Here is a 17247-nt window from a genome sequence, read left to right as displayed (position 1 = left end):
CAGGGCACGATCGTGAAGGTCGCCGTCGAGGAGGGCCAGGAGGTCAAGGAAGGCGACCTCGTCGTCGTCCTGGAGGCCATGAAGATGGAACAGCCACTGAACGCACACCGCTCCGGCACCATCAAGGGCCTGGGCGCCGAGGTCGGCACCTCCCTCACCTCCGGCGCGGTGATCTGCGAAATCAAGGAGTGAGAGCGGGTCAGGCCGTCCGTGGGGCGGGCCTGGCAGACCTGGGCCGCGCGCCCGTGCCGATCGCGCCCGGCCCCCGGGGCGAACCGCGCCGGCCGATGGGACCGGCTGCCGTTCAGCGCGCAGGGGAGTGTCTACGAGGCGTGGTTCCCGCCGGCGCGGCGCCCGCTCGACTTCGGGCACGCGGACATCACGCTGGACCCGCGCACGATGACCTTCCGGGCGGAACTCCTGCTGCCCGGGCCCGTGCCGGCTGAGCGGCGGATCACCGCGTTCCGGGCGACGCACGCCGCGTAACGGTCTGGCGGCCACGGTGATCAACAGGGCTGCGCGACTGACCGGAGCCCGGGACACGGAACCGTCCGGCACGGAACTCCGGGAATTGCCCGGCACGGGACGGAGGCTTGCCCCGGCACGGGACAGGCTGCCCGGTCCCGGACGCAAGAACGCCTGGCACGGGAAGGGGCTCGCCGTGCCAGGCGTGAGCGGCGGCCCGCAGGGATGATGACGGCCCGCCGACTGCGCCCTTACTCGGGGTTCTTGATGACCTCGATCATTCCGGCGATGGCCTCGTCGCCATGCCCGTCGGCCACCCGCTTGGCGAGGAACTCCCTGATCGGGATCATCAGATCCGGCCGGATTCCCTGGGCCTTGCTCGCCTCGACCAGCTTCACCAGGCCCACCGCGTTGAGGTCGGTGGTGGAGAACGCCGTGCCGTACTGGCCCGCGTCGACCATCTGGGCCGCGCCCTTGACGCTGGGCAGCACCACATGGGTGATCCATGCCTCGGCGTACGGCGCGAGCGCCGCGGCCGGAACCTTCTCGCTGCCGACCAGGGCGTAGCCGTGCAGTGCGCTGGCCAAGGAGGACCACAGGATGCCCAGCAGGGCGAGGTCGTAGAGCGAGGCGATGCCCGCGTCGGTTCCGAGGAAGACACTGTTGCCGCCGAGGACCTTCAGCGTCTCCTCATGGGCCTCGAAGGTGGCCTGCGAGCCGCCGTAGAACAGCAGCGTCTGCGGCAGCCCGACGGCCGGGGGGACCGTCATGATGTAGCCGTCGAGGTATTCGGCGCCGACCTCGTCGGCCCACTTGGCCGCGTTGCGCGCGTCCTCGGGGACACCGGAGGTGAGGTTGACGACGACCTTGCCGGACAGCGAGTCCTTGACCGGGTCAAGGATCGTGTACAGGGCGTCGTAGTCGACGACACAGATCACCAGGATGTCGCTGGCAGCCACGGCCGCCGCGACGTTGTCCGCGCGCACCGCGCCCTGCTCGACGAGCGCGTCCGCCTTGTCGGCCGAGCGGTTCCACACGGTTGTCCGGTGGCCGGCCTTGAGGTACGCACCAGCCAGCGCGGCTCCCATCATGCCCAGACCTAAAACTGATACAGGTACACGATTCGCATCGGCCACCACAACCACGCTCCTTCTAGCATTTCTCTTGGATTGCATACGGGTGCGCCTCGGCAACGGACGCCATGATGCCCCCTGTTAAGTACGCCCTTGGAAATCTATACCGCCACCTGCGGCCGCTCAAGTACTTACTGCAAAGTATGTGCCAGGGTGGCCCGCGCGATAATCGACGGTGAATCGAATGCGTCAGAGGTTTTGATTACCGGAGAATTACCGAGCATTGAGAGAGTTCCTCGCTCGCCCCGACGAGCCTCGATAGGATCTGCGCGGGCCTGCCGGAGGGCAAATGCCCGCCCCTGCCGTGGCGTCAAGGGCGCCAGGTCAGCGCTCGCGGAGCGCTCTGTCTCGGCCATGCCCCCATGCCGCCGCTGTCGCGGCCGCAGCCTCGTAGGCACGGCCCGGGAGGCTTCCGTGCGCTCTCGGAAGGCCGGATCCAGCCGACCATGAACGCCCTCCGCTCCAGTTCAACGACCCTGCGTTACCATGGAGTTACTCGTGCGGCCGGAGTTCACGCCGGCCGGGGAGCGCCATTTGTCAGCTAGCGGGGTGGGAGCATGAGCGTCAGAGTCAGGCCGACACACTGCGGACTGGACGCCGCGGTCGAAGTCATCAGCGGTAAGTGGAAAGTGGTCATCCTCTGGGCTCTTGCCGGGCAGGACCGGCGCTTCGGGGAGTTGCGGCGGCTTATTCCGGGCGTCAGCGAGAAGGTACTGTTCCAGCACCTTCGGGAGCTGGAGGCGGACGGTGTGGTCCACCGCGAGACATACGAGGCTCCCCCGGTGCGCGTGGAGTATTCACTGACCCCGCGCGGTTTCGCTCTCAACGAAGCCCTCAAGCCACTGGGCGCCTGGGGCCGTGAGTACCTGCCCGAGAAGGCAGAGCAGAAGGCGGATTCGGTGCCCGAGAACGTTTGATCCGGCCCCCATTCATCTCACCTTCGCACTCAGCGTTCAAATAATCGGCGTCGCAGCCATGCGGCGCCGCTCTCATTGTCAGGTCATTCACAGCTCACCATTCGGCGAAACGGACCCGAGATTACCGGAGCGTGACCGCGGCCGGGGTGTGCTCTGCGAGGATCGCGAAAGCCGGCTCGCGCGAATCCCCGTGTATGCACCCGTCATGCAAACGACCGAGGAGCCTGAATGGTGACCACCGAAACTGACGTCGCATCCGTGCTGAAAGCCGTACGGGACATTGTCCCCAAGCTCCGCGAGAACGGACTCGAGGCGGAGAACCGGCGTTGGCTGCCCGATGAGAACCTTGAACTCCTCGAAAAGGCCGGCGTGTTCCGTATGGCCACACCCCGCGAGTTCGGCGGCCTCGGTTTCTCCCTGGAGGAACAGTCCAAGGTACTGGCCGAGATCGCGCGCGGCTGTGCCTCGACGAGCTGGGTCGCCATGGTCTGGGTGTCCAGTGCCTGGATGGTGACGCTGTATCCCGGCGAGCTGCAGGAGGAGATCTTCGCCAACCCCTCCGTCCGCGTCTCGGGCGGCTTCAGCCCGACCGGCACGCTCACCCCCACCGAGGGCGGCTACACGCTCAACGGCAGGTGGGGGTTCAACTCCGGCTGCCACGGGGCGGACTGGAACATGATGCTCGCCTTCGTCGAGCGTCCGGATGGGACGCTCGACGACGCCATCGCCCTGGTGCCGATCTCCAAGTTCTCCATCGAGGACGACTGGCACGCATCGTCGCTGGCCGCCACCGGCAGCGCGACGGCGACCGCCAAGGATGTCTTCGTGCCGGCGCACCGGGTGGTCATCCCCTCGGAGGCGCAGGCGGCGATCGAGGCCGGCATCGAACTGCCCCCGCCGCCCGCCGGGCGCGGCTACGGCCTCTACAGCTTCCTGTTCTCGCAGGCCGTCTCCACTTTCATCGGCATCGCACGCGGGGCATACGAGCTGTTCCTCGAGCGGCTGCCGGGACGTGGCATCAGCTACACGTCCTGGACCAGTCAGAAGGAACACCCCCTCACACAGATCCAGGTGGCAACTGCGGCGAGTAAGATCGCGGCGGCGGAGGCGCTGGCCGCCGAGATGTACCGGACCCTCCAGGAGCGCGCCGACGCTGGTGAGGAACCGTCGCTCCAGGAGCGGGCCGCCGTACGCGGCCACAGCGCCTACGCGGTACAACTCGCCAAGGAGGCGGTGGAGATCCTCTACAACGCGAGCGGCGCATCGGTCATCAAGCGCGACGTTCCGCTGCAGCGGTTCCACCGCGACATCCAGGGGCTGTCGCTGCACGGCTGGATCCTGCTGAGCGCGAACCTGGAGGTCTACGGCCGCGTCATCCTCGGCATGGCCCCCGACACCCCGCTGCTCTGAGCCTTCCTCATCAGGCAGGCGAACGCCCCCGCGCCGGAGTCCTCCTCCGGCGCGGGGGCGCCGCTCTGCCCGTAGGGCAGGTCAGCCGATCGCCTGTGCCGGAATCGACGTCGACGCGCGCGGAATGTCGACGGTCCCCCAGATCTGGTCCAGCGCCTCGACGAACTCCCGCACCGCCACGGCGCTGTGCACCGCGCCGGGCGCGACGCGGAGAATCTCCTGCCCTGCCCGCACGCTCGGCGCATTGATCGCCTGGACATAGCTGCCGTGGCCGCTGAGCAGGAGCTCGGACGCCTGCTTGCACTTCTTCTCGTCGCCCACGAACACGGACACGATGTGCGAGTTGTCCGAGACGAAGGGGATCTCCCGCTCCCTCAGCAGCCCGTGCATCAGCTGGGCGTTGCTCCAGAGCTGGTCGCGTTCCTTCTCCGAGCCCCGCAGATGGCGCACGGCGGCGAGCGCTCCCGCCGCGATGGCCGGCGGCAGCGAGGTGGTGAAGATGAAGGCCCGCGAGAAGCTCCGGACGGCGTCGACGACCGCCCCGGGTCCCGCGATGTAGCCACCGGCCGTGCCGAAGCCCTTGGCCAGCGTGCCCATGATGACGGTGAACTGGTCGGCGATGCCGAGCCGCGCGGCGATACCCGCGCCCTCGGGCCCGTACATGCCCACCGCGTGCACCTCGTCGAGGAAGGTCATCGCTCCATGGCGCTGTGCGATCTCGGCGATCTCGGCGAGCGGTGCGACGTCGCCCGACATGGAGTACACGGACTCCGCGACGATGAGCTTCGGGCGGGTCGGGTCCGCCTGCGCGATCAGCTCCTCCAGGTGCTTGACGTCGTTGTGGCGGAAGATGTGCTTCTCGGCGCCGCTGTGGCGGAGCCCGTCGATGATGGAGGCGTGGTTCAGTTCGTCGGAGAAGACGACGCAGCCCTCCATGCGGCCCGCGAGGACGGTCAGGGCCCCGTCGTTCGCGGTGTATCCGGAACTGAACAGCAGCGCCTCCTCCTTGCCGTGCAGATGCGCAAGCTCCCTTTCGAGGAGCACGTGGTAGTGGTTGGTGCCCCCGATATTGCGGGAACCGCCGGAGCCGGCGCCGAAGGTGTCAATGGCTTCCTTCATGGCATCCAGCACAAGCGGGTTCTGCCCCATGCCGAGGTAGTCGTTGCTGCACCAGATGTTTATTTCGGATGAGTCGCTGTCGCCGCTCATGGTCCGTGCGCTTGCGGCGGGAAATCGTCCGGCCAGGCGCCCGATCTCCAGAAACTCTCGTTTACTGTCCGCGAGTTCGTCCATCTGGCGCGAAAAGATCTCCAAGTGCTGAGCCATGACGTCTACTCACTCTCTTCTTGCCGTAGCGGTATCGGGGGCCGACTGTGCTGGGCTTCTCGATTTTCTGGAAAAGCTATATCCGTGCCGTCCAGCGCCGGGTAACCCGCAGACCACCGCCGTGCGGCCCGTCCAGCGGCGGGTAACCCGCAGTTCACCGGGTTCAGTTACCGGCGAAAGAGCGAACTCTTCGGCGGCTGCAGTTGAATTCGGTAAACGGCCGGCCTGACGGGAGTTCGCGGTGAGTGTGAGGAACATCGGTCGCAATTACGTCTGTGAGATTCTGAGAGAGCTGTCCGTCAACCCCGCGCGGGTGGCGCTGTGGTGGCAGGGCAAACCCGTCACCGCCGGCGAGTTCATCCACTCGGTAACGTCGGCCGCGCAGATTCTGGACCGCCGCCGCAGTGAGCCGGGCGCACGGTCCGACGACCGGACGGTCGTCGGCCTGCTGACCGTCACCAACACGCCCGCCACCCTGATCCTGCGGTATGCCGCGAACCTCATCGGCGCGATGGTGGTACATCTGCAGACCGCCAATGCCGTCGACCCGCTGGACCGCATCAGCGTCGACGCCCGCCGCGGGATTCTTGAGGCGACCAACCCGACCCTGCTGGCCGTGGACGAGGAACACCTGGACCTCGCACGGGAGTTGTGCGTCGGGATGACCGACGCCCCGCACCTCGTCGGTCTCGGGGCGCTCGGCAACGACGTGCTCGACCTGACCGACATTCTCGGCCTCGACGCGGACGGCGGGGGCGGCCCCGGCGACCCGCCGAACATCGGGATCGCCCCCGACGATCCCGCCACCGTGACCTACACCAGCGGCACCACCGGCACCCCGAAGGGAGTCACGGTCTCCTTCGGCGTACGGCAGATGGCCGTCACGGGGCTGCCCAAGGACGCGCGGACGGTCTATCTGTCCACGCTGCCGCTGAGCCACACCAGCGGAGCGGTCGCCGACATGGCACTCGTCTCCGGCGGCACGGTCGTCCTGCACGAGGGCTTCGACCCGGCCGAGGCCCTGGCATCGGTCGAGACCCACCGGGTGTCGCGGATGACGGTCTCTCCCCCGCAGCTGTACATGCTCCTCGATCAGGCGGCCTCCGGCGCCTACGACCTGTCGAGCCTGAAGACGCTGACGTATTCGGGCTGCCCCGCGTCGCCGACGCGACTGGCCGAGGCGGTGAAGGTGTTCGGTGACGTGCTCGCCCAGACCTACGGGACCACCGAGGTGGGGCCCATCAGCGAGCTGAGTCCGGCCGACCACCACGACGCGAGCCTGCTCGCCACGGCCGGGCGGCCGACGGCGGCAGAGGTCCGTATCCGCGACCCGTACGACCATCGCGAACTGCCTTCCGGCGAGGTCGGGGAGGTCTGCGTCCGCTCGCCGTACGCGATGCTCGGGTACTGGGGCGCGCCGGAGCTCACCGCGCGCACGATCCGTGACGACTGGCTGCACACCGGCGACCTGGGCTGTCTCGACGAACGCGGCTACGTCCACCTCCATGGGCGGCTGGCCGATGTGATCAAGACCAGGGGCATCAAGGTGCATCCGACGGCCGTCGAGAACGTTTTGCTGGCCCACCCGGAGGTGGTTCAGGCTGCGGTGTTCGGCGTAGCGGACGAGGACCAGATCGAACATGTCCACGCTGCGGTGGTGCTGCGGGCGGGGGCGGCCATCAGGGCGGACCAGCTGCGCGCCCGGGTGAGCCGGGACCTCTCGGCCAACCACGCGCCGGTGGAGATCAGGTACTACGACGAGATTCCACTCGGCCATACCGGCAAGCCCGACAAGGCGGCGCTGCGCGCGGACGCATGGGAGCGAAGGTGAGCGTGAACATGTCGCTGGCATCCGTGCTCGCCGAGTCCGCCGAACGCCGGCCGGACCATCCGGCGCTCGTCTTCGGCGGCGAGGAGCTGCGGTACCGGGAGCTGTGGCAGGAGGCGAGGCAGTACGCCGCGGTGTTGCGCGCCCAGGGCTTCGGGCCCGGTGACCGGATCGCGCTGCTGCTCCCCAACACGCCGAATTTCCCGAAGGCGTATTTCGGCGTGCTCGCGCTGGGCGCGGTGGCGGTGCCCGTGCACGCCCTGTTGAAGGCCGACGAGATCTCCTACGTCCTCAGTGACTCCGAGGCGAAGGCGCTGGTATGCGCCGAGCCGCTGCTGGACGAGGGCGCCAAGGGCGCCGAGTTGGCGGGGGTGCCGCTGCTGACGGTCATGGAGAGGGAGGGCAGCGGCGGTCGTCCCCGTCTCGACGCGCTCGCCCGGGACATCGCGCCGCTGGACCGCCTGGCGCCGCGCAGGCCGGACGACATCGCGGTGGTCCTCTACACCTCGGGTACGACGGGCCGGCCCAAGGGGGCGATGCTCACCCACCTCAACGTGGTCATGAACGTCGGCACCACCATGCTGTCCCCGTTCGACCTGGGTCCTGACGACGTCCTCCTCGGCTGCCTGCCGCTGTTTCACACGTTCGGGCAAATCTGCGGGATGGCCACCTGCTTCCGGGCGGGCGGGACGCTGGTACTGATGGAGAGGTTCGACGCCGCGGGGGCGCTCGACCTCATGGTGCAGCACGGTTGCACGGTGTTCATGGGCGTCCCCACGATGTACATCGGCCTGCTCGCGGCCATCGGGGACGCGCGGCAGCGCCCCCGTCTGGACCGCGCGTTCTCCGGTGGCTCGGCGCTGCCGGTGACGGTGCTCGACGAGTTCGAGGAGACCTTCGGCTGCCCGATCTACGAGGGCTACGGCCTCACCGAGACGTCTCCGGTGGTGGCATACAACCAGAAGGCGTGGCCGTGCAGGCCCGGCACGGTGGGCAGACCGATCTGGGGCGTGGACGTGGAGATTGCCAGGGCCGACGTGGAGGGCCGGATCGAGTTTCTCCCGGCCGGCGAACTGGGCGAGGTCGTCATCCGCGGCCACAACGTGATGGCCGGGTATCTCAACCGGCCGCAGGCCACCGCCGAGGTGCTGGTCGACGGCTGGTTCCGCTCGGGTGATCTCGGTGTGAAAGACACCGACGGCTATCTCTCCCTCGTCGACCGGAAGAAGGACATGGTGGTCCGCGGCGGGTACAACGTGTACCCGCGCGAGGTGGAGGAGGTGCTGATGCGACATCCGGCGATCGCACAGGTGGCGGTCATCGGCGTGCCGCACGACCGGCACGGCGAGGAGGTGTGCGCGGTGGTGTCCGTGCGGCCCGGGGCGGTGCCCGGCCCGGAACTGGCCGAGGAGATCGTGGCCTGGAGCAGGCAGAAACTGGCAGCGTACAAGTATCCCCGGGTGGTGGAGTTCGTCGACGGCTTCCCGCTCGGCCCCAGTGGAAAGGTCCTCAAACGCGAGCTGGCGGCACGGTTCGGCCGCTGACACCGGGACCTTCTTCGCCGGATGCTCACGAAGCGCGGGTTGTCACACAATGGTCGGGTCCGGGCCCTGCCCGGAGGGGATCCCGGCCCGATTCCGGCGGGCCGGGGATCCCCGTCATGCGGTCGGCTCAGTACTTGCCGTCGTGGTCCTTGACCACCCGGAAGCTGCCCACCACTGCGTCCTCGACGGCGAAGCCGTCGTTGGACCGTGGGTTCACGCCGTCGCTGGAACTGTGCGGCCCGACCGTGGCGATGGGAGCGCCGTTGTCGCAGACCGCCCCGCGGAAGACCTCGACGGTACGGCGGGTGTCGTTGCGGATGTTGAGGCTCTTGGCGCCCAGGCCGCTGACCACGGTGATGCACCCGCCCGGATGGGAGGAGTACGACCGCTCGTTGATGTGGATCAGACCCTCCTCCTCGAAGCCCTTGCCCCTGCCCTCGTTGCCCTCATTGCCCTCGCTGCCCTTTCCGGCACCGAGGGGCACCTGGGCGGGGGCCACCTGGACCGGCGCGGAGGCGGCCGAGGCGTAGGTGATGCCGGTCGCGGCCAGGGCCGCGGCGGCCGCGATACCGGCGGTGACAGCAGTGGAGCGGGTCATCAGCATGCAACGTCTCCTGTCTGGCAGAGGGCCGACCGCGCAGCCGGCGCATGACTGAACGTACAAACAGCTCCCATGGCTGTCATATCGGACATATCGACAGGCCGTCGCCGGGGGAGCCGAACGAGGGACTCAGGGCACCCGCACACCTCTTCACAGACAGCCGATGGCACGTCAAATACCCAGAAAACAAAGGGATTGACGGAGAGTTAGCCCTTTACGGTGATTATCTGACGAATGCTCACTCCTTCGATTGCTCAAGCGCGCGTCCGCCCGCGTCACACCGCCTTCACCGGGTGCCGGACCACCACGTCGAAGAGGTAGCCCTGGGTCCCCAGCCGACCCGTCGCGGCGCGGCGTGCAACCGGACCGGCCGCCGGGTCGTGCCCTCGTCGGTGCCCCCGTAGGTGCTGATGTCGGTGCTGACGTCGACCCGGACGATGCCGTCGGCCCCGGATCAGGAGCGGCCGGTGAGCCGCTGCTCGCTTCGACATCGAGAGCCGTTGGGCGGACGCCTGCCGGCGCTCTGTCCCCGAGACCGCCGAGGGACGCCGAGGGACGCCGAGGGACGCCGAGGCCGGCAACGGGAACGCGGGGGGCAGCGGGCGCGCGGGGCGACAGCGAGCACCGCGAGGGCGGCAACGGGAACGCAGGGGCACAGCGAGCACGCGAGGGGAGTCGGGAACGCAAGGTATCGGCAACGGGCGTGCCGGGTCAGTCGGCGCTCTGGATGCCCAGGCCGGTCAGGGCGCCGACGGGGTCCGGGTCCGGGGTGCCGCGGGGCCACCAGTCGTCGTGGCCCGGTTCCGACTCGTAGGCGTACCACAAGCCGTCCCGGCCCAGGCGGAGTTGGGCGTGGCCCTGCGGGTGGGTGAGGTGGTTGCGCCAGGGGCGGAACGCGGGGAGGTCCGCGGCGAGCAGCAGCGGCCGGGCCCGGTCGAAACGGCCCGCCGGTGGGTCCCAGGGCTCCTCCAGGGCGGCGAGCCCGTCCGGTCCGCCCTGCCGCCAGGCGGCGACCGCGCGCGCCAGTTCGGCCTGGGTACGGCCCGCGGCGGCGGCCAGTGCGGAGTAGAGCGCGCGGGTGGCGGCGGTCAGGCCGGAACCGGGGCGGGCCGCGGCCAGCCGTACCGCGTCCTGCCACAGCGTCAGTTCACCGACCGCGTCCCGTCCGGTGGACAGCAGCGCGTGCGCGCGGGCGGCGGCGTCCGTCGCCAGCTGGTCCAGGTCGAAGGGGTCGGGGCCGCCCGGCACTGCCGGGTACACCGGGGGCTGCCCGGGATGCGCGGGCGGGAGCAACGGCGCGGGGAGCGGGGGGAGTTCGCGCCCGGCGAGGGCCTCGGCTGCCCGTACGCCGGGCAGTTGCCGGGGCTGCCGGTCCCGCGCGGCGCGGGCCGCGGCGGTGGCGCTGCGACGGGACAGCGCGTCGAGCAGCCGGTGTTCGCCGCGGCCGCGCAGCAGGAGCAGAACGAAGGGGTCGGCGTCGAGCAGCCGTGCCGTCTGGTAGCAGAGGGCGGCGGCGTGCTTGCAGGGGTGGCCCGAATCGGGGCAACTGCACTGCGGGGCGAGGTCGCCGGGGCCGGGCAGCAGCGCGGCTCCGCCGTCGGCGAGGGACGTCGGCAACTGCCGGTCGAGCAGCGCGGCGATACGGCCGGGTTGTTCGGCGGCGGTGTCCAGGAACCGCTCCCAGTCGGCCTCGTCGAACATGCGCAGCCGCACCTGTACCCGGTAGGGCCGCGGGCGGCTGCCCCGCACATACGCGAGCACGAGTCCCGGTGTCACGGTGATCGCGTCCACGTGGCCCTGCTCGGCGTATCCGCGTCCGCGCGCCAGCCGCTTGGCATCCAGCGCGCCCTGCTCCAGAGCGGCGATCCAGGCATTGCCCCACCAGGTGGCGGCGAAGGACGCCGCCGGGCCGAGCGATGCCGTATGGCTGGGCAACGCCGGGAAGGTACGCCGGAGTTCACCGTCGCGGTGGGGGGTGGCCATGGTCCGGGGAAGGAGTGGAGAGCCTGTCCGAGTTCCCTGATCGGTGTGGGTGCCGGTGTGCTCGGGGGCTGTGGTGCCGGGTGGTACCGGAGCGGGGCTCGTGTCGGGCGGCGGCCCGGATGGCTCGGAGGGCCGGGATGGCCGGGATGGCCCGTCGGCCCCTGGTGGCTCCCGGCGGGCCGCTCGGAGGGCCTGTCGGGCCGCGTCCGCGGGACGGCCCGCTGTCGCGGCGGCGTCGGCCGGACGCGCCGTGTCCAAGGCGGCTTCGTCGGTGGGAGAGGGGACCGGGGCCTTTGGCGTGCTGTCTGTTGTGGAGCGCGTTGTGTCGCGATCGTCCCGTCGTACCGCCGCGCCGCTGGCGCCGTCGCCCTCGTCCGTCCGCCGGACGCCGCTCCCGGTGCGGTGCGCGGACGCGGCGGACCTGATCGCGGCCCGCGCCGCATCGCCGGGCCTCGGCCGCCCCACGGGACGGCCACCCGTGCCGTCGGCACCGTCGGCACCGTGGGACGCCCCACCGGTATCCGGAGCGGCTCCCCACGGCGATTCCTCCGCCGTCTCCAAAGCGGCCCCGTTTGGGCGCTGCTCCTTCGCGCGCGAAGCCACCGCGCGGAGCCGCCCCTCCGCCACCTCCGAGGCCGCCCCTCGCAACACCGCCTCCGCCACACCCGAAGCCGCCCCCGGCGACAGTGTCCGCGCCGCACCCGAAGCCGCCCCTCGCGACACCGCCTCCCCCGCACCCGAACCCGTACCGCGCGGTTGTTCTCCCGCTGAGCCCGGGGCCGGGCTCTGCGGGGCATCGGCATCGGCATCGGTCCGCTTCCGGGCGGCGCGCAGTGCGCGGCGGGCGATGTCGGCGGGGCGTTCCCGGTCGGCCGTCATGACATTCTCCGCAGCGACACCAGGTCGGACAGCTCACGGTCCGTCAGCTCCGTGAGGGCCGACTCGCCTGAGCCGAGGATCGCGTCCGCCAGGGCGCGCTTGGACTCCAGCATCCGGGCGATACGGTCCTCGACCGTGCCCTCGGTGACCAGACGGTGGACCTGGACCGGCTGGGTCTGCCCGATGCGGTAGGCGCGGTCGGTGGCCTGTTCCTCGACGGCCGGGTTCCACCAGCGGTCGAAGTGGACGACATGGCCCGCGCGCGTGAGGTTCAGGCCGGTGCCGGCGGCCTTGAGGGAGAGTACGAGGACCGGGGTCGCCCCGCTCTGGAAACGGTCCACCATGCGTTCGCGCTCCGGTACCGGTGTGCCGCCGTGCAGGAGGTCCACGGGGACCGCGCGAGCGCCCAGGTGGGCGGTGATCAGGCGGGCCATGCCGACGTACTGGGTGAAGACGAGCGCCGAGCCGTCCTCGGCCAGCAGGGTGTCCAACAACTCGTCGAGCAGGGCCAGTTTGCCGGAACGGGCGGCCAGGTGTTCCCCGGGCGGCGGCTCCTTGAGGTACAGCGCGGGATGGTCGCAGATCTGCTTGAGCGCGCCGAGCAGCTTGAGGACCAGGCCGCGGCGGGCGATGCCCTCCGCCGTTTCGATGGCGAGCATCGACTCGCGCACCACCGCCTCGTACAGCGCGGCCTGTTCGCGGGTGAGCGGCACCGGGTGGTCGGTCTCCGTCTTGGGCGGCAGTTCGGGGACGATGCCGGGGTCGGACTTCTTGCGGCGCAGCAGGAAGGGCCGGACCAGGCTGGCCAACCGTTCCACGGCCTCCGGGTCCTCGCCGTTCTCCACCGCGCGCGCGTGCCGGGCGCGGAAGGACTTCAGCGGGCCGAGGAGTCCGGGGGTGGTCCAGTCGAGCAGCGCCCACAGTTCGGACAGGTTGTTCTCCACCGGTGTGCCGGTGAGGGCGACGCGCGCGGGGGTCGGGACGGTGCGCAGGGCCTTGGCCGTGGCCGAGTACGGGTTCTTGACGTGCTGTGCCTCGTCCGCGACGACCATGCCCCACGGCTGTTCGGCGAGGCGGGGCGCGGTCGAGCGCAGGGTGCCGTACGTGGTGAGGACGAAGCCGCCGGCCAGGCCGTCGAGGGTGCGGTCGGGGCCGTGGAAGCGGCGGACCGGGACGCCGGGCGCGAACCGGGCGATCTCCCGCTGCCAGTTGCCGAGCAGCGACGCGGGACAGACCACGAGGGTGGGTTCGTCGCGGGCCCGCTTCAGATGCAGGGCGATGACGGTGATCGTCTTGCCGAGGCCCATGTCGTCGGCGAGGCAGCCGCCGAGCCCCAGGGAGGTCATCAGGTCGAGCCAGGCCAGCCCGCGGAGCTGGTAGTCGCGCAGAGTGGCGTGCAGTCCGGCGGGCGGCCGGGCGGGACGGATCCCGGCCGTGAGACGGTCGCGGAGCGCCGCCAGCGCGCCGACCGGCACCGCCTCGACGCGCTCCCCGTCGACCTCCGCGCTGCCGGTGAGCGCCACGGACAGCGCGTCGACCGGGTCGAGCAGGCCCAGTTCGCGCTTGCGCGCCTTGCGGACCAGCGCCGGGTCGACGAGCACCCAGCGGTCGCGCAGCCGGACGACGGGGCGGTGCGCCTCGGCGAGCGCGTCCATCTCCGCCTCGCTGAGCGGATCGGCGCCGAGGGCCAACTGCCAGCGGAACTGAAGCAGTTCCTCGCTCTCGAAGAAGCCGGTGCCGTCGGTCGCCGAGCCGGGCGCGGAGCGCACCACCGCGGTCGCCGTCAGATCGTGCGCCAGGTCCCTGGGCCAGTGCACGGCGACCCCGGCGGCCGTGAGCCGGGTGGCCGCCACTCCGAGGAGGTCGCCGAGTTCCTCCTCGGACAGGGCGAGCACGGCTGGCACGTCCTGTTCGGCGAGCCGGTCCAGGGGCGGCCACACGCGGGCCGCGCGGCGGACAGCGAGGGCCGCGTCCACACGCGCGCGTGGCCCGAACGCCGCGTCGGCCTCCCCCGCCCACAGGGCCGCGGCGTCGGCCACCACGGTGGGGTCGGCGAGGCTGTGCACCTGGACGATCGCGGCGCCCGCGGCGCGGGTCCCGTCGCCGCCGGGGCCGGTGTCGAAGAGGTCGTACGCCGACAGGTCGAGGCGGAGCGAGATCCGCACGCCCGCGTCCATGCCCGCGGCGACCTCCGCCGCCCAGTCGTGGGCGGCGGTCAGCAGGTGGGGTTCCCGGGCGGCGAAGGGCCCTCCGGAGGCGTACGGGGCGGCCGGGGTGCGGGGCAGGGTGTCAGCGACCGCGTCCAGGAAGGAGCGCACCAGCGCCTCCGGCTCGGGCAGCCTGAGCGGCCCGGGGCCCGGCAGCGGCACGGCGTGACCCTCGGCCGGGAGGGCCGCGGCGACGGCGCGCAGGTGGGCGATGTCGTCGGGCTCCAGGGGGCCGGCCCGCCAGGCGTCGTGCCCGGCGGCGGTCAGGCCGGGCAGCAGCCGGCCGCGGGCGGCGAGCCGCAGCGCGTGCAGGGTCGCCGCGCCCCAGCAGGCCGTCGCCGGGTGGGCGGCCGGGTGGTGCCGGGCCCGCACGAGCAGCGGGAGGGCCGCGTCGAGCGGCAGGGACAGCGCGGGCACCGTCCTGCGGCGCACGCTCGCACCGTGCGGGCGGACGACCGTCAGTTCGTCGTGGCGCGGGCCGGCCGGCCGTCGGTGGTCGGCGGCCGGGGGCGCCTGGGCCGCCGCGGGGGGTGTCGCGTCGGGAGCGGCGGGCAGGGGTCGGCCCTCGGGGTCCCAGAAGGCGATCCGGCCGTCGCGCGGGAGCGGCGCGGGAAGGTAGACGGCGGCGAGCCGCACCGGAACGGGTCCCCCGGTCTCCCCGGGTCCCCGGGTGCGCTCGGCCTCCGCAGCCGTGCCGCTCATACGTCCTGCCACCTCCCACCCATGCGTCGGACCAGACGCCTTCGACTGTACGGGCGGGGTCCGACAATCGGCCCCGGCGGCCAACCGGCGCCAGGGCCGTCAGGGCCGTCAGGGCCGTCAGGGCCGTCAGGGCCGTCAGGGCCGTCAGGGCACCGTGCGTGAGACGACGTACACCATCGGGTAGGTCGGATCGGACATGTTCACGACCACGTCCTGGCTGGGCGCCGGGTTCTTCTGCTCACGGGAGAAGCCCGACCACGAGCCGGGGCCCGTGAAGTCCCAGCGGGCGATCTTCTGGTCGCGGCCGCCGATGGTGAGGTCGTCCGGCTTCAGGTCGTCCCGCCGCATGTCCATCGCCTGCAGAAAGCTGTCGAGTCCCGCGACGGTGGTGCGGAACTGGACGTAGAGCCTGCTGGTCTTCCAGTTGTTGGTCTCGTAGTAGGCGACCTGGTCCGCCGGGTGCGGGACGTTCACCTGGTAGAGGCGGCGCTGCACCTTCGACGGCCAGCCCGCGGTGGGACCGGTCGCCGAGTACTTCGCCTCCTTGTCCTTGCCGCTGTCGCGGCTCTGGTCGGCGGAGATCATCAGATAGCCCGCGGGTACGCCGATGAGCAGCACGATGATCAGCAGCGTGAGCGCCCGGCGGCGCGCCTTGCGCCCGGGGCTCTCGACGGGTCGTCCCGATGTGCCGGTCGGCTCGGCCTGACGCGGCAGCGACGCGGTCATGCGGTGTCCCGGGGGCGGCGGGCCTGGGTGTACCGCTCGTAGCGCTCGTGCCGTTCCACCCGACGGCGCTTGGCCCGCCGGAAGCGGCGGGCGACCAGCCGGGCGAGATCGGCGGCGCCGACCATGCCGGCCTCGGGACCGAGCTGGGCGCGGGTGATGCGGGCCTCGGGGCGGTAGCCGCGGCCGGTGAGATGGCGCTTGAAGGCGTCTCGCGCGGGGCCGATCAGCAGGTCGTCGGCGGCCGAGACACCGCCGCCGATCACAAAGCAGGACGGGTCGAGGGCCGCCGCCAGGTTGGCGATGCCGACACCGAGCCACTGACCGATGTCCTGGAGCAGTTCGATGCACATCGCGTCGCCCTCGCGGGCCAGTTCGGTGATCAACGGGCCGGTGATGTCGCCGATGTTGCCCTTGACGTGCTCGATGATCCCGTACGCCACCGGGGAATCGGCGGCGGCGAGTTCCCTGGCCTCGCGGACCAGTGCGTTGCCCGAACTGTACTGCTCCCAGCAGCCGCGGTTGCCGCATGGGCAGCGGTGGCCGCCGGGCACGACCTGCATATGGCCGAACTCGCCCGCGACGCCGTACTTGCCCCGCTTGACCCGGCCGTCCTCCAGGATGGCGCCGCCGATGCCGGTGCCCAGCGTGATCATCACGAGGTGGTCCTCGCCACGGCCGGCGCCGAAGCGCCACTCGGCCCAGGCGGCGGCGTTGGCGTCGTTGTCGACCAGGACGGGCACGGCGAGCCGGCCGGCCAGCCGGTCGCGCAGCGGCTCGTTGCGCCAGGACAGGTGGGGGGCGAACAGCACACGGCTGCGCTCGGCGTCGACCCAGCCGGCCGCGCCGATGCCCACCGCGTGCACGTCGTGCCGGTCGGACAGGTCGAGGACCAGTTCGACGATGGTGTCCTCGACGACCTTGGGGCTCTTGGACTTGTCCGGCGTCTCGGTGCGCAGCCGCTCCAGGATGTTGCCGTCGGCGTCGACGACGCCCGCCATGACCTTCGTGCCGCCGATGTCGATGCCCACGGTGGGGACTCGGGGGGCGGTCAGGGGGGACCGGCGTTCTCGCGTGCCGACCGTGCGCAGGACGGGGGCTCTGCGGGAGCCGATGGGGGCCGTGAGGTCGCGGTAGGTGCTCATCAGGGCCGATTCTGCCTCACCGCGGGGTGGGTGCGGTACGGGCACCGGATGGGGCTCGGCGACGGCCGCGACCGCACCGCGGTTCGTGGCCCACGGCCCCCAGGTCGGCCCCGCCCGCCATCTGACCGGACGGCTCGTCCAGGGTGATCTCGTCCCCTGCCGGGGTGGTCTCGTCCCCTGTGTGATGGCCCACCATGGTGCTGCGCCACAGCAGAACGAACCGGTCCCCATCAGATACGCGTGCTGCGGGTTATGGGTGATCAGCGGGTTATGGGTGGTCACTATGGCGCCCAGACCCTGGTCGTATGCCGCGGCCACATAGGTGAGGACCACACCGGACTGCGCCGTACGCGACGGACCCACCCCGGAGAACGGCCACCCCGG

13 protein-coding genes and 1 pseudogene are annotated in these 17247 nt (G+C 71.2%); 6 read left to right on the top strand and 8 right to left on the bottom strand.

Going from position 1 to position 17247, the window contains the following annotated elements:
- Positions 1-192: acetyl-CoA carboxylase biotin carboxyl carrier protein subunit (locus ACWEKM_RS17550; RefSeq protein ID WP_451622066.1), on the top strand; the 192-nt coding region annotated here is incomplete at its 5' end.
- A gap of 18 nt (positions 193-210) precedes the next feature.
- Positions 211-486: a hypothetical protein gene (locus tag ACWEKM_RS17545; protein ID WP_451622065.1), complete on the top strand. Its 276-nt coding sequence runs from the start codon at positions 211-213 to the stop codon at positions 484-486.
- Positions 487-716: 230 nt separating this feature from the next.
- On the opposite strand, the gene ACWEKM_RS17540 is transcribed toward ACWEKM_RS17545, so the two are convergent.
- Positions 717-1640, bottom strand: a complete 924-nt coding sequence (locus ACWEKM_RS17540; protein WP_451622064.1) for an NAD(P)-dependent oxidoreductase — start codon at positions 1638-1640, stop codon at positions 717-719.
- A gap of 515 nt (positions 1641-2155) precedes the next feature.
- On the opposite strand from ACWEKM_RS17540, the gene ACWEKM_RS17535 reads away from it, so the two are divergent.
- Complete coding sequence (locus ACWEKM_RS17535) at positions 2156-2515, top strand: winged helix-turn-helix transcriptional regulator (protein ID WP_451622063.1); 360 nt, start codon at positions 2156-2158, stop codon at positions 2513-2515.
- A gap of 228 nt (positions 2516-2743) precedes the next feature.
- Positions 2744-3925: an acyl-CoA dehydrogenase family protein gene (locus ACWEKM_RS17530; protein WP_451622062.1), complete on the top strand. Its 1182-nt coding sequence runs from the start codon at positions 2744-2746 to the stop codon at positions 3923-3925.
- 81 nt (positions 3926-4006) lie between these two features.
- Here the strand turns inward: ACWEKM_RS17530 and hemA are convergent, their stop codons facing one another.
- A complete protein-coding gene (gene hemA, locus ACWEKM_RS17525; protein WP_451622061.1) occupies positions 4007-5251 on the bottom strand; it encodes a 5-aminolevulinate synthase in 1245 nt (414 codons plus the stop codon).
- A 241-nt stretch (positions 5252-5492) separates the two neighbouring features.
- On the opposite strand from hemA, the gene ACWEKM_RS17520 reads away from it, so the two are divergent.
- Together ACWEKM_RS17520 and ACWEKM_RS17515 are read left to right on the top strand one after the other, a co-directional pair.
- Positions 5493-7082 carry an AMP-binding protein gene (locus ACWEKM_RS17520; RefSeq protein WP_451622060.1) on the top strand — a complete coding sequence of 530 codons (1590 nt, stop codon included), beginning with the start codon at positions 5493-5495 and terminating at the stop codon, positions 7080-7082.
- Positions 7083-7090: 8 nt separating this feature from the next.
- Entirely contained in the window at positions 7091-8623 is a 1533-nt protein-coding gene (locus ACWEKM_RS17515) for a long-chain-fatty-acid--CoA ligase (RefSeq protein WP_451622059.1), read from the top strand.
- A gap of 127 nt (positions 8624-8750) precedes the next feature.
- On the opposite strand, the gene ACWEKM_RS17510 is transcribed toward ACWEKM_RS17515, so the two are convergent.
- The 6 genes and pseudogenes from ACWEKM_RS17510 to ACWEKM_RS17485 form a co-directional block, all read right to left on the bottom strand.
- On the bottom strand, positions 8751-9227 hold the full coding sequence (locus tag ACWEKM_RS17510; protein WP_451622058.1) for a hypothetical protein: 477 nt from the start codon (positions 9225-9227) through the stop codon (positions 8751-8753).
- Positions 9228-9935: 708 nt separating this feature from the next.
- Positions 9936-12086, bottom strand: a complete 2151-nt coding sequence (locus ACWEKM_RS17505) for an SWIM zinc finger family protein (protein ID WP_451622057.1) — start codon at positions 12084-12086, stop codon at positions 9936-9938.
- A complete protein-coding gene (locus ACWEKM_RS17500; protein ID WP_451622056.1) occupies positions 12083-14995 on the bottom strand; it encodes an SNF2-related protein in 2913 nt (970 codons plus the stop codon). Before ACWEKM_RS17500 ends, ACWEKM_RS17505 begins: the two co-directional genes overlap by 4 nt.
- A gap of 144 nt (positions 14996-15139) precedes the next feature.
- Positions 15140-15721, bottom strand: a complete 582-nt coding sequence (locus ACWEKM_RS17495; RefSeq protein ID WP_451622055.1) for a sugar kinase — start codon at positions 15719-15721, stop codon at positions 15140-15142.
- Positions 15718-16863, bottom strand: coding sequence for an ROK family glucokinase (locus tag ACWEKM_RS17490; protein ID WP_451622054.1), 1146 nt, complete (start codon positions 16861-16863; stop codon positions 15718-15720). The genes ACWEKM_RS17495 and ACWEKM_RS17490 overlap by 4 nt, the downstream gene beginning before the upstream one ends.
- A 16-nt stretch (positions 16864-16879) precedes the next feature.
- Positions 16880-17205 (bottom strand): annotated as a pseudogene (locus ACWEKM_RS17485) (hypothetical protein); the annotation flags it as partial.
- Between the last annotated feature and the right edge of the window lie 42 nt (positions 17206-17247).

This window comes from Streptomyces sp. NPDC004752, from assembly GCF_053601275.1.
The sequence above is the reverse complement of the archived record's forward strand: the minus strand, read 5'-3'. Positions and strand labels throughout refer to the sequence as shown.

What these genes read in the sequence shown, in the direction of transcription:
- ACWEKM_RS17540 (WP_451622064.1), bottom strand. Translation starts at nt 1,640, where the DNA reads ATGCAATCCAAGAGAAATGCTAGAAGGAGCGTGGTTGTGGTGGCCGAT.
- ACWEKM_RS17535 (WP_451622063.1), top strand. Translation starts at nt 2,156, where the DNA reads ATGAGCGTCAGAGTCAGGCCGACACACTGCGGACTGGACGCCGCGGTC.
- ACWEKM_RS17530 (WP_451622062.1), top strand. Translation starts at nt 2,744, where the DNA reads ATGGTGACCACCGAAACTGACGTCGCATCCGTGCTGAAAGCCGTACGG.
- hemA (WP_451622061.1), bottom strand. Translation starts at nt 5,251, where the DNA reads ATGGCTCAGCACTTGGAGATCTTTTCGCGCCAGATGGACGAACTCGCG.
- ACWEKM_RS17515 (WP_451622059.1), top strand. Translation starts at nt 7,091, where the DNA reads ATGTCGCTGGCATCCGTGCTCGCCGAGTCCGCCGAACGCCGGCCGGAC.
- ACWEKM_RS17510 (WP_451622058.1), bottom strand. Translation starts at nt 9,227, where the DNA reads ATGCTGATGACCCGCTCCACTGCTGTCACCGCCGGTATCGCGGCCGCC.
- ACWEKM_RS17505 (WP_451622057.1), bottom strand. Translation starts at nt 12,086, where the DNA reads ATGACGGCCGACCGGGAACGCCCCGCCGACATCGCCCGCCGCGCACTG.
- ACWEKM_RS17500 (WP_451622056.1), bottom strand. Translation starts at nt 14,995, where the DNA reads ATGAGCGGCACGGCTGCGGAGGCCGAGCGCACCCGGGGACCCGGGGAG.
- ACWEKM_RS17495 (WP_451622055.1), bottom strand. Translation starts at nt 15,721, where the DNA reads ATGACCGCGTCGCTGCCGCGTCAGGCCGAGCCGACCGGCACATCGGGA.
- ACWEKM_RS17490 (WP_451622054.1), bottom strand. Translation starts at nt 16,863, where the DNA reads ATGAGCACCTACCGCGACCTCACGGCCCCCATCGGCTCCCGCAGAGCC.